Source organism: uncultured Senegalimassilia sp., assembly GCF_934636665.1.
GTDB lineage: Bacteria > Actinomycetota > Coriobacteriia > Coriobacteriales > Eggerthellaceae > Senegalimassilia.
This window is the reverse complement of record NZ_CAKUAT010000006.1, coordinates 100,553-111,753: the sequence shown is the minus strand read 5'-3', so window position 1 is coordinate 111,753 and position 11,201 is coordinate 100,553. Positions and strand designations below refer to the sequence as shown.

Genomic DNA, 11,201 nt, shown 5'->3' with positions numbered 1-11,201 from the left:
TACCCACAGGCAAGCGGAACTTGTAAATTTGCTAGTGCTCGATGTTGACGATCTTCATCTTGATGACGCGGCCGGTCGGGCCGGTGGTCTCGATCTCGTCGCCCTTCTTGTGGGCCAGCAGCGCGGCGCCCACCGGGGACTCGTTGGAGATCTTGCCGGCATGGCTGTCGGCCTCGGCGCCGCCCACGATGGTGAACACGCGCTCACGGCCGCCCATGTCGACGGTGACGGTGGAGCCGATGTGCACGGAGTTGGAGCGCTTCGGAGTTGCCACGACGGTGGCCTCGCCCAGGATGCGGGTGATCTCGGCGATGCGCGCCTCGAGCATGCCCTGCTCGTTTTTCGCGTCATCGTACTCGGAGTTCTCGGAGATGTCGCCGAACTCGCGCGCTACCTTGATGCGCTCGCCCACCTCGGCGCGCTTCTCGGTTTCCAGATAATGCAGCTCCTCTTCGAGCTGCTGCTTGCCCTCGGGGGTAAGGATGTAATTGTCAGCCATGTTGTTCACCTATCTATACGAAAAAAGCGGTATGCGCCGGACCGCAGCCCGTTGCGCATACCGCGTACCAACCTTGTGAAGCTGCGATCTACTCGCTCTTCTTGCGGGCAGCGGTGGTCTTCTTCTTGGCGGCGTCCTCGTCGTCTTCCTCGACCTCGACCTCGTCGGCCTCTTCCTCGGCCTTCTTAGAATCGCCCATGCCCTCGCGCAGGTTCTTCACGGTCTTGCCCAGAGCGCTACCGAGTTTTGGCAGATTCTTCGGGCCGAAGATAAGCAGGATCACCACGAGGATGATCAGAAGCTCAGGCACGCCCATTCCCAGAAATTTCATGTGTCCTCCAAGTACTCGTCCCAGCCCGGGCATCGGGCCGTGATATGCAACGCCGCGTACTTTAACATAACCGCAGCTTGCCGACGCACCTTCGATGAAAAGCACACGCGCTTGCGCAGCACTCCAACGGATATGCACGGTTGCACGAAAAAGGCTCGGTGCGAACACCGAGCCTTGACCATGCAATGGTCGGGATGACAGGATTTGAACCTGCGGCCTCTGCGTCCCGAACGCAGCGCTCTACCAAGCTGAGCCACATCCCGATTGCTGCTTTCGCAGCGGGGAATATATTAGCATAACCACCCGGCATCCGCGACGACTTTTTTCAAAATTTGCGGCCGAATGCACCCCTACCGCTTGAAATTCGACAAGATTCCCGGTCTGGCCTGGGGTTTCGGCAAATAGATGAAACGCGGTTCGAAGTCGAACAGCTCGGCGGTGCGCACCTGCGGGCTTACCGTGATGCACTTCTTCATGCACGCATCCACACACAGGCCGCATTGCACGCACTCGGCGCAGGAGAACTCGAGGAAGCTGCCGCCATCGGGCGTGCCGTCGGCGTTGGGGCTGGGCTTGATGGGACTTTTGCTGAGCGCGCCCGTAGGGCAGAACACCGCGCACATGCCGCACGAGTTGCACACGGAGGCGTCGATCTCCACCCTGCCGAACAGGCGCGTCTCTACCTGCTCGACCACCGGCTCGCCCAAACGGTCCATGGCATCGAGCACCTGGCTGCGACGGCGTTCCTGGAATTGGGGCAACGTGCCCGAGGCGCCCGCCCCCAGCTGCTCGCGCAGCGTGGCGTCCTTGGCCTTCATTCCGAGGTTTTTGCGGATGACCATCTCGGCGGTCTTGCCCGCCGCGCTGGCCGTCCACGAGGTTGCGCTGGTGAAGAAGCCGCGGCGCGCCTCGCCGAGCAGGCTGTTAGCGTTCTGGAGCGCCAGCCCTTCGGGGAATTCCGACGCGCGGGAGACCATTGCCGGCACCCCCTGCGCCTGCATCAGGTTGTTAGCGGAAGCGATGGTTTCGTCCACGCCGGGCGAGGTCGCCCTGAACCTGCACGTCCTGCAGCACCCGTCCACCAACACGATGTCCTTGGCGCCGACCGCCGCCAAGCCGAGCAGCAGGCTTTCGTCGACGCGCGCCAGGCAGGGCACCTCGGCGAACTTGTGCGGGTCGGCCAGGCCCTTGGACGCGATGCGGGCGCAGGCGACGACCGCGCGCCCATCAAGTGCGGCCATGGCCTCGGCAGCCGCCTGTTCGAGCGCCTCGTCGGCAGGGCGAACGGGGATCAAGGCCTCGGTGGGGCAAACCACCGTGCAGGCCCCGCACGCCACGCAAGCCTTGTGATCGACGCTGAGCACGTTGTTGTGCACGCTGATGGCATCCGCCGGGCAGGCATCGATGCACTTGCGGCACGAGGCGTTGCGGTTGCGTACGGCCACACAGCGTTTCGAAGCTGGCACGACGGCCTTGTCCTCAAGCTCCTCGGCCACTTCTATGATGTCTGCGATGTTGGGCATTCGCCTTCCCCCTCGTTTACTCCCGCGCGTATATGCCGCGGCGAAGATTAGCGTACGACCGCTGCACGCGACGGGTTCGCATCATAATCTGCGCGAAATCGGCGCGGGTCGGACGCGGGCGCTTCACATGGCGCTACTCGCACTCGATGCGCTCCTGCACGATGCGCTCGAGCGCCGCCAGCTCGTCGGGTGTGTTCGCGTTCATGAAGCACCCGCCCATAGGCTCGGCCTCAAGCACCTTCTTTTGCGGAAACTCGCACACGTTGACCTGGTTGAAGAACACCTGAGCGCGCTTCTCCCCCTCATTGAGCGCCTCGCGCACGGCCGGCAGGCAGCCCGAGCGACGGTAGATCGCATGAAACGGCTCGAAGCCGTGCTTGTTGACGGGCACCACCACATCGGCTCCCGTCCTGGTCATCTCGAGCGCTTCGGCGACCACGAGCGACGGCGACGCGAGCACCATGTCGCAGGCCACGACGGCCACGTAGGGGTTACGGGCGCAGCGAAGGGCCGTGTAAAGGCCCGGCAGCGCGCCGCGCTCGTTGATGACGTCGGACTCGAAGCGGATGCCCAGTTCGGGATACCGCTCTTGCAGAAACGCAAGCTCCTCCGGCTCATTGGTGGTGATGATGAGCTCGTCGGCCACCGGCGAGAGCCTCTCGACCAAACGGCAGATGAGCGGTCGGCCGCAGAACGGGACCGTGGCCTTGCTGCGACCCATGCGGCGGCTCTCACCGCCGGCCTGGATGACCATAGACACGCGCGGACGCGCGAAGCTCGCCTGCAGAAAATCCGCCAACCCTGCCACATCATTGATATCGAACGCCGGGATGCCGTATATGCCGGCGGCTTCAGCAGCCAACGGAATGTCGGTGACCACCGCAACCGTTGCGGCCGTGGGCATCTTGTTGGAGATGTCGGCATGGTCGGGATAGCTGCGAGCGAGGCGGTCCTCCTCGGCCTGACCTAAAGGCTGCGCCACGGGATGATCATTGGGATGAACATCGGCCGCATGGGGCATGGCGCCGCGTCCGAACTGGGTGAAATCCGTGCCGAGCGCCCATCCCTTGCGAGCACCTTCGGCGAACACCTCGGCGGTTCGGGCATCGGCCTTGTTGCCGGCGCGCATGATCTCGATGGTGGGCAGGCCGCTCTTGCGATAGCCCTCGACGATCACTACGTCGTGGCCGGGCATGCTCGCCACGATGTCGGCGCATTCCGCTTCCCCATCGGTGGTTTGGATACGCGCCATCTGGCCCGGAGCCGCGATAACCGTCTCGCTGGCGCCGGCGTGGCGATGCCGCCACGAGTCTTTCCCGGGGATGTCGATATCGAATCCGACATGGCTGTGGTGCTTGACGCTGCCCACGTCCAGGCCGCGACCGACCAGCTCGGCGATGAGCTTCTCGATAAGGGTTGTCTTGCCCGAATTATGACGCCCGACGATGGAGACCGCGGGGCTGGGAAACTTGATCATGCGCATATCCTTTCGTGCGAAAAAGTATAGCACGCGCTTTCCGACGCACGCCCCGCGCACAAGACCCAGCCCGGGCGTTCCATGCGCTCCATCTAAGGAAGTGCTTATGATTGATAGAATTTATTGATATTCCATGAAGAGATTGCTATAATCATTTTGCTTTTTTCGATAGCCTTGGCTTCGTTAAAAGGAAGAGAAGGGATTCCGTTTTTTGGAGGGGGCGGAATCCCTTTTTCTATGTCAAAACGCGGCCATCAGGCGAAACACACGGGCCCCGCAGCTGTTCGGCTGCGGGGCCCGGTTCGTTGTCATGGATTTTGGCGCTGCGGAAAACGCGCACAGGGCAGAAGCGTGCTACAGCACGCGCCTTGCCTCAAGCGCCCGTCCGAGCGTCACCTCGTCGGCGAACTCCAGGTCGCCGCCCACGGGCAGGCCGCTGGCAAGACGCGTGACCTTGATGCCCAGGGGCTTGATCAGGCGCGCAAGATAGGCGGCGGTGGTCTCCCCTTCCACGTTGGGATTGGTGGCCAGCACCACTTCCTGGATATCCTCGCTACCCAGACGCTGCATCAGCTGAGGGATGCGAAGATCATCGGGCCCGATGCCGTCCATAGGCGACAGGGCGCCCCCCAGCACGTGGTACACGCCCTGGAACACGGCGGTGCGCTCGATGGGCGGGATATCGCGCGGCTCGCTGACCACGCACAGCAGCTGCTGGTTGCGGCTGGTCGAGCGACAGATCTCGCACAGGTCATCCTCGGCATAGTTGAAGCAACGGCTGCAGAAATGCACCGTGTCCTTCACCTCCACGATGGCCTGCGCCAAGCGCAGCGCCGTGGCGCGGTCGGAGTTCAAGATCCAATACGCCATGCGCTGCGCCGATTTCGGGCCCACGCCGGGAAGGCGTTCGAGCTCGTCGAGCAGCTTTTGGATTGCGGGAGCCGATTGCACGGAACCGCTTCCCTACATCAGGCCGGGGATGCTCATGCCGCCGGTTGCGGCATTGATGCGCTGGGCGCCCAGCTCGGCCACGCCGCGCAGCGCCTCGTTGACGGCCGCGGTGATCATGTCCTGCAGCATCTCCACGTCCTCGGGGTCAACCGCCTCGGGGTCGATGGTCAGACTGACCAGGCTGTTGTCGCCCTGGGCGACCGCCTTGACCATGCCGCCGCCGGCGGAGGCCTCGAAGGTCATGTCCTTGATCTCCTCCTGCGCGCGGGCAAGCTCGACCTGCATTTTCTGAGCCTGCTTCATCATGGCGCCCATGTTGCCCATGCCGCCACCGGGGAATCCGCCTTTACGTCCCATATCGTTTCCTGTTCTAATCGCGAATGTACGGGTTTCAAACCATTGCATTGTACCGGGCGCGGGCCCGGATGTGCGCTATTCCTTGACTTCTTCGAACGTCACGCCGCCGCCGAAACCCGCCTGCAGCACGGCCTGCAGCTCGTCGGGGGTTTGCGGAGCGCCCTCGCAGGAAGGCGCCGGCTGGGCCGCGAACGCCTGAGGGCGCGACGCGGGAGCCGGTTGGGCCGGTGCTGTGGGGGCCGGTTGGGCCGGGAAAGACGCGGCAGCAGGCTGCGCGGGGGCCATGGGGCGCGGCGCGGCCTGAGGCTGCGGCATGCCAGCCTGAGGAGGCGCCGGTCGCTGCGAGGCAACGGGCGCCGCCTGCGGACGCGCCGCCGGACGGGGAGCCCCCGCCGGATGCGGCTGCGCGGAGCGCGCGGGGCCGGCCGGCGCGTTAAGGAGCTCATCCTCGGGCATGGGCGCGTCCATGTCGCCATAGGGAACCTGATCGTCCTCCCACGGCGGCACGTCGGCAGCAGCCCGTTGCGGGCGCTGCGGGGCCGCGGGGGCCGGTGCTGCCGCGGGTGCAGCAGGGCGCTGCTGAGCCATAGGCGCGGGCGCAGCCGGACGCTGCTGAGCCGCCGGCATCTGGCGTTGCACGGGCTGGGCCTGGGGCTGCGGGCGCGAAGGCGCGGGCTGCGCGGGCATCTGCACCGCAGGACGCGCTTGCGCGGGCTGCGGGCGAGAGGGCGCGGGGGCCGCCGCGGCGACAGGGGCCGCACCTGCCTGCTGATATGCGAACGGCACCGCCTGGCCCGCGCACGACTGCGCCAGAGCCTCGGCTACCGCCGTTTGCACATCCGGCTTCTGGACGGCCTTGAACGCGAAGGCGTTCTCCTTCGGAAACTCGATGGCGAGCATGCTCGTCTGCGCATTCCACACGGCCTTCGTGCCCAGGAACAGCACGCCGTAAGCGGCCTTTTTGCGCTTGAGCTCGGCAAGCGCCGCCTGCCACATGCGCTGCAGCGCCGCAGGGTTTTCCATGGTGGCCGCCAGCTGCGGGTTCGCACCGCCCGCCGCAGCCGCAGCGGAAGCGGGCGCGGCCGCCGGGGCCGACGGAGCGGGTGCGGGGGCCGCAGGGACCGGAGCCGGAGCCGCCGGGGCAACGGGCGCGGCGGGAGCAGGAGCAGGTGCGGGCGCAGGCCGCTCGGGCGCAGTCGGACGAGGAACCGCCTGCGGTGCGGCCGCCGGAGCCGCAACCGGCGCAGGGGCTGCAGGAGCCGCAGCCGGCGCAGCAGCAGACGCAGCGGCAGCGGGCGCAGGGGCCGCGGGGGCAGGGGCCGAAACGGGCGCCGCCGGGGTAGCATGCGCCGCAGCGACCGGCGAAGCGGCCACGGCGACCCCGGAGCGCTCCAAAGCCTCGACGCGCTCCGCAAGCGCGGCGAGCGTCAGGTCGCCTTCGGGGCGCACCATGCGCGTGCAGCCGATCTCGAACGACAGGCGCGGATTGGTGGAGGTTTTCAGCTCGGCCATGACGTCGCCGAGCACCTGCAGCATGCGCGCCAGGCGATCGGTGCCGAACAGGGGCAGTTCATCGGCAAGCTGACGGCGCTCAGACGCGCTGACGTCGAGCGCCACGTCGGTCCCCGCCAAGCTCATCACATACAGGTTACGCACGTGCTGGGCAAGCTCACGCGCGAATTGCGCCAGGTCGGAACCCGATTCGACGAACTCCGCCACCCAATTGAAGCATGCCGCGGCATCGCGCTTGCCGAGTGCCTGCACGATGTTGGCCAGATCGCCGGAATCCACGCCGCCGAGCATGCGCTCGGCAACGGCCAAGGTGACCTTGCCCTCGCCGAACGCGATGGTCTGCTCAAGCGAGGTGAGCGCGTTGCGCATGCCGCCGCCGGCGTGGTGCGCGATCAGGTCGAGCGCATCGCCTTCGAATTCCACGCCTTCTGCCACGCACACCGCGCCCAGGCGCGAGACGATGGACTCGTTGGATATGCGACGGAAATCGAAGCGCTGGCAACGCGAATGGATGGTCTCCGGCACCTTCTGCGGGTCGGTGGTCGCCAGGATGAACACCACGTGATCGGGAGGCTCCTCCAACGTCTTGAGCAGCGCGTTGAACGCTGCGATGGACAACATGTGGACCTCGTCGATGATGTAGACCTTATAACGGCCGCGCGTGGGCGCGAACTGCACGCGGTTGATGATCTCCTCGCGCACGTTCTCCACGCCCGTGCGACTTGCCGCGTCGAGCTCGTAGACGTCGGGATGCACGCCTTCGGCGATCATCTGGCAATCCTCGCAGGTGCCGTCCGGGTCGGGAGTGGGGCCCTTCTCACACAGCAGCGCCTTGGCGAGCAAGCGTGCCGTGGTGGTTTTACCCGTGCCGCGCGGGCCGCAGAACAGGTAGGCATGGCTGACCTTGTCCTGCTCGATGGCGTTTTTGATGGTGCGCTCGATTTGCTCCTGCCCTACCACGTCCTCGAAGATCTGCGGACGGTATTTGCGGTACAGCGCCTCTGCCATATGGTTGCTCCTTGCCCTGCGTGCGGATATGCGAAAGCCCGGGAAGCCCGGGCGTTGTGGTCTGCCACCATTATACGGGCATCCCATTGCGGCCGCGTGCCAGACGCCGCCGAACACGAAAAACGCCCGGAGCCTGCAAGCCCCGGGCGCATCTCGGCGCACCCTGCAACGGATGCGCCGCCGAAGATTCCCGCGAATAGGCGCGAATGCCGCGCTACGCCTTCTTCTTGCGGCCGTTCAGAGCCGCCTTCACCGCGCCGATGACCGCCGGAGCGACCGACACGGCCACGATACCGAGCACGATGACCTCGAAGTGCTCCTGCACGAACGGCACGCCGCCGAAGAAATAGCCCACCAGCACGAACAAGCTGACCCAGGAGACGCCGCCGATGGCGTTGAACATCGTGAACTTCGCGAAGTTCATGTGCCCGGTACCGGCGATGAACGGGGCGAACGTGCGGAAGAAGGGCATGAAGCGCGTGATGACGATGGTGAGCCCGCCGTACTTCTCGAAGAAGCTATCGAGCTTGGCCATGCGCTCGGGCGTGAGCGCCTTCACCTTGCCGGAGTCGATGATGCGCTTACCGAAGAAGCGCGCTATCCAGTAATTGGAGGTGTTGCCCAAGATGGCCGCGGCATAGAACACCAGCAGCGTGGCGCCCAGGTGCAGCCCGCCTCCATCGGCCGAGAAGACGCCGGCCGCGAACAGCAGCGAGTCACCGGGAAGGAACGGGAAGAACACCAGGCCCGTTTCCACGAACACGATCAAGAACAGCGGCGTGTACACCCACACCGCACCCAGCGTGATGATCCATCCGGCGATGGCGCCGCGCGGGTCGCTTAACAGGTTGAGGAAGAAATCGATGATACCCATATATGCCTTTCCAACGCCGTTTCGCCCCGGTTTGCACGCATCCGGGGTGCAGCCCCTGTGTTTTTGGGCGCAAAAAGAGCATCCTATATGGGACAGGGCGCTCGTCAGAGGCCCCTTATGGCTGCTTCCTCCCGGACCTGACCAGGTTCGGAACTTGGCGCCGCCCCGACCCATATAAGATGCTCGTTTCGACTCGGCATAGTATACCGGCGCCCCGCTCCCGCTGCGGGCGCAGGGCGCAAGCGTTACCAAATGCACACAGGCGCTTTACGCCGGCTTGACGCTTGGCAGCACGCCGTTGAGGCCGTCGAACAAACACGCGCTGGTCACCCCGGCAAGGCTTTCGAGCGGGATCTCGGAATCGGTGATGAGCCAACGGCGGTACACCGCCACCAGGCCCGCGCAGAAAAACGACACGATGTAGGGCACGTACGGATCGTCTCGGCGCAGGCCAAGCACGTTGTCCTCCATGAGCACATCGACCAAGCTTGCCTCCAGGCGGTCGAGCACGTCTTGCAGCGACACATGCTGCAAGACTCGCTTGCTGCGCGTCATATCAGGGGCCAAGGCCAGGCTGATGCTTTGGAACAGCTTGCTCACATCAAGCCCCTTGTCACCATCCGAGCGCAGCGCCTCGCGGCAGCTGGCGACGATCTTCTGGGCCTCGTCGCGGATGACCTCGTCCACCAGGTCGCTTACCGAGCGATAGTGCAGGTAGAACGTCTTGCGGTCGATATCGGCCTCGCGCGCCACGGAGGCGATGGTGATCTTGTGGTAGTCCTGGTTCTCCATCAGCTTGAAGAACGCCTCGCGGATGGCCTTGCGCGTGCGCACCACGCGGCGATCGGTGGACCTGCGCAGGTCTTTTGCCGTCGTTTCGCCCTTCGGCGCAATCGGGTCTGACACCTTATACCCCTCGTTTCCTGGTTACTCGCCGACATCCGGCGGCCCTTGTTCGTCTTAGCGTGATCGCTGCAGCGATAGCTTTATGCGTTAATCAACATTGGACCATTTTGTGGATACTTATCCTCGTTCGTTGCAAAACGGTCGATTGCAGAATACCAGAATCCCGCTGTGTTTGGGGAACGTAGATTACTACCCACCTGCGTATTTCCTAGGAAAGCTGCCAAAACGGCTCGATATGGATTGCGAGCGGTTTTTTTGAGCGGCTTTTGCGCAACGGCAAAAAAACGGGCGCGGCATCATGCCGCGCCCGTTTGCGTTACACCACCTGGAAGATGAAGAACTTCAGGTAGTCGGTTTCGGGGACGCCCCAGACGATGGGGTGATCGGGCGCCTGCTGACGCTCCTCGATCTGGCGCAGCTGCACGCCCGCATCGTGCGCGGCGCTGGCCACCACATGCTTGAAGCGCTCGGTGTCCATGAAGTGGCTGCAGCTGCAGGTGGCCAGATACCCGCCGCGCGGCAGCAGCTTCATGGCGCGATAGTTGATCTCCTTGTAGCCGCGCGATGCGCTTTGGATGGTTTTGCGGCTCTTCGTGAACGCCGGCGGGTCGAGCACGATGAAATCGTACGTGCGGTCATGCGCGGCCTCAAGAGCCGGAAGCAGGTCGAACACGTTCGTGGCCGTGAAGTCCATGCGCTCCTCCAGGCCATTGAGCTGGGCGTTCTTGCGCGCCTGCGCCACGGCGAGCTCGGAGATGTCCACGGCGCTCACATACGCCGCGCCGCCATGGGCGGCGTTGAGCGCGAAGCTGCCCGTATGCGTGAAGCAGTCGAGCACGCGCTTTCCCGCGGCAAGCTTGGCCACCGCGCGACGGTTGTACTTCTGATCCAGGAAAAAGCCCGTCTTCTGACCGTTCTCGAAATCCACCTCGTAGCGCACGCCGTTTTCGACGATCTGCGTGGCGGTGGGGCCGAAATCCTCGGTACCCGGCGCGCCCGGCGCCAGCGGGTCAAGACCCGTTTGCCCGCCTTCGTCGGCCGCGCCCGCGAACCAGCCCGCGGTGAGCTCAAGGCCTTCAAGCTTGCGGGTGGCCACGTCGTTGCGCTCGTACAGGCCGCGGATGGACACGCCGTCCTCGGCGAGCACCTCGAGCAGCACCGGGAAGATCACCGGCTTGAGCTGCTCCATGCCCACGGACAGCGTTTCGGCGACCAACACATCGTTGAAGCGGTCCACCACCAGGCCCGGAAAGCCGTCTGCCTCCGAGAACAGCACGCGGCAGCAGCTGGCGTCTTCGCCCATGACGGTTTTGCGGTACTCCCACGCCCATGCCACCTTGCGCTTCCAAAACGCGCGGTCGAACGCATCGTTGGCGTTGCGCGTGATAAGGCGGATGCGGATCTTGCTGCTTTTCGACAGCAGGCCCGTGCCCAGGTACGACCCCTTGCGGTTGACCACGTCGATAAGGCTGCCGTTTGCAACCTCATCGCCCTGCCCCGGCGCACCCTCCATGAACAGCACCTCGGCCTCGTACACCCACGGATGCCCCTTGGCCAGCGCATGCTCGCCCTTCGGCGTGATGGTGGCGCGAGGATACGGACGTTGAGCTTTCATGAGGGTCCTTTCAGGAACGAAGAGTAAAAGAATCACAGGTGGCGCAAAAGCCAGCGAAGGCCGCTGCGGTGCCCCGGATTCGCGCGAACGCGAAGGCGAGGTGCCACAGCGGCCCACAGCGTCGAGCAATTGCGCTGGCCGTTAGGTC

General features: G+C 64.7%; 10 protein-coding genes, 1 tRNA gene and 1 other RNA gene. All 12 read right to left on the bottom strand.

What is annotated here, in order from left to right:
* Window positions 1-31 precede the first annotated feature (31 nt).
* The 12 genes from greA to Q0G75_RS03775 all read right to left on the bottom strand — a co-directional run bounded on the left by greA (window position 32) and on the right by Q0G75_RS03775 (window position 11,053).
* Window positions 32-499 carry a transcription elongation factor GreA gene (gene greA, locus Q0G75_RS03830; RefSeq protein WP_294416889.1) on the bottom strand — a complete coding sequence of 156 codons (468 nt, stop codon included), beginning with the start codon at window positions 497-499 and terminating at the stop codon, window positions 32-34.
* An 88-nt stretch (window positions 500-587) separates the two neighbouring features.
* Window positions 588-830: a twin-arginine translocase TatA/TatE family subunit gene (gene tatA / locus Q0G75_RS03825; RefSeq protein ID WP_042434766.1), complete on the bottom strand. Its 243-nt coding sequence runs from the start codon at window positions 828-830 to the stop codon at window positions 588-590.
* A 186-nt stretch (window positions 831-1,016) separates the two neighbouring features.
* A tRNA-Pro gene (locus tag Q0G75_RS03820) sits at window positions 1,017-1,093 on the bottom strand.
* Window positions 1,094-1,180: 87 nt separating this feature from the next.
* Window positions 1,181-2,353, bottom strand: coding sequence for a 4Fe-4S binding protein (locus Q0G75_RS03815; RefSeq protein ID WP_294416891.1), 1,173 nt, complete (start codon window positions 2,351-2,353; stop codon window positions 1,181-1,183).
* Window positions 2,354-2,486: 133 nt separating this feature from the next.
* Window positions 2,487-3,830 carry a molybdopterin-guanine dinucleotide biosynthesis protein B gene (gene mobB / locus Q0G75_RS03810; protein WP_294416892.1) on the bottom strand — a complete coding sequence of 448 codons (1,344 nt, stop codon included), beginning with the start codon at window positions 3,828-3,830 and terminating at the stop codon, window positions 2,487-2,489.
* 354 nt (window positions 3,831-4,184) lie between these two features.
* Window positions 4,185-4,781, bottom strand: coding sequence for a recombination mediator RecR (gene recR / locus Q0G75_RS03805; protein WP_294396607.1), 597 nt, complete (start codon window positions 4,779-4,781; stop codon window positions 4,185-4,187).
* A gap of 12 nt (window positions 4,782-4,793) precedes the next feature.
* Window positions 4,794-5,138, bottom strand: a complete 345-nt coding sequence (locus tag Q0G75_RS03800; protein WP_042434781.1) for a YbaB/EbfC family nucleoid-associated protein — start codon at window positions 5,136-5,138, stop codon at window positions 4,794-4,796.
* Between the two features lie 75 nt (window positions 5,139-5,213).
* Window positions 5,214-7,658: a DNA polymerase III subunit gamma/tau gene (gene dnaX / locus Q0G75_RS03795; RefSeq protein ID WP_294416547.1), complete on the bottom strand. Its 2,445-nt coding sequence runs from the start codon at window positions 7,656-7,658 to the stop codon at window positions 5,214-5,216.
* A gap of 214 nt (window positions 7,659-7,872) precedes the next feature.
* Window positions 7,873-8,532 carry a VTT domain-containing protein gene (locus Q0G75_RS03790; RefSeq protein WP_294416549.1) on the bottom strand — a complete coding sequence of 220 codons (660 nt, stop codon included), beginning with the start codon at window positions 8,530-8,532 and terminating at the stop codon, window positions 7,873-7,875.
* A gap of 81 nt (window positions 8,533-8,613) precedes the next feature.
* Window positions 8,614-8,709: signal recognition particle sRNA small type (gene ffs, locus Q0G75_RS03785), an RNA gene on the bottom strand.
* Between the two features lie 90 nt (window positions 8,710-8,799).
* A complete protein-coding gene (locus Q0G75_RS03780) occupies window positions 8,800-9,438 on the bottom strand; it encodes a TetR/AcrR family transcriptional regulator (protein ID WP_294416551.1) in 639 nt (212 codons plus the stop codon).
* A 316-nt stretch (window positions 9,439-9,754) separates the two neighbouring features.
* Window positions 9,755-11,053, bottom strand: a complete 1,299-nt coding sequence (locus Q0G75_RS03775; RefSeq protein WP_294416553.1) for a class I SAM-dependent rRNA methyltransferase — start codon at window positions 11,051-11,053, stop codon at window positions 9,755-9,757.
* Window positions 11,054-11,201: the final 148 nt, after the last annotated feature.

Excerpts from the sequence above, each read along its gene's own strand:
- Q0G75_RS03800 (WP_042434781.1), bottom strand. The coding sequence starts at position 5,138 with ATGGGACGTAAAGGCGGATTCCCCGGTGGCGGCATGGGCAACATGGGC.
- tatA (WP_042434766.1), bottom strand. The coding sequence starts at position 830 with ATGAAATTTCTGGGAATGGGCGTGCCTGAGCTTCTGATCATCCTCGTG.
- greA (WP_294416889.1), bottom strand. The coding sequence starts at position 499 with ATGGCTGACAATTACATCCTTACCCCCGAGGGCAAGCAGCAGCTCGAA.
- Q0G75_RS03815 (WP_294416891.1), bottom strand. The coding sequence starts at position 2,353 with ATGCCCAACATCGCAGACATCATAGAAGTGGCCGAGGAGCTTGAGGAC.
- dnaX (WP_294416547.1), bottom strand. The coding sequence starts at position 7,658 with ATGGCAGAGGCGCTGTACCGCAAATACCGTCCGCAGATCTTCGAGGAC.
- mobB (WP_294416892.1), bottom strand. The coding sequence starts at position 3,830 with ATGATCAAGTTTCCCAGCCCCGCGGTCTCCATCGTCGGGCGTCATAAT.
- Q0G75_RS03775 (WP_294416553.1), bottom strand. The coding sequence starts at position 11,053 with ATGAAAGCTCAACGTCCGTATCCTCGCGCCACCATCACGCCGAAGGGC.
- Q0G75_RS03790 (WP_294416549.1), bottom strand. The coding sequence starts at position 8,532 with ATGGGTATCATCGATTTCTTCCTCAACCTGTTAAGCGACCCGCGCGGC.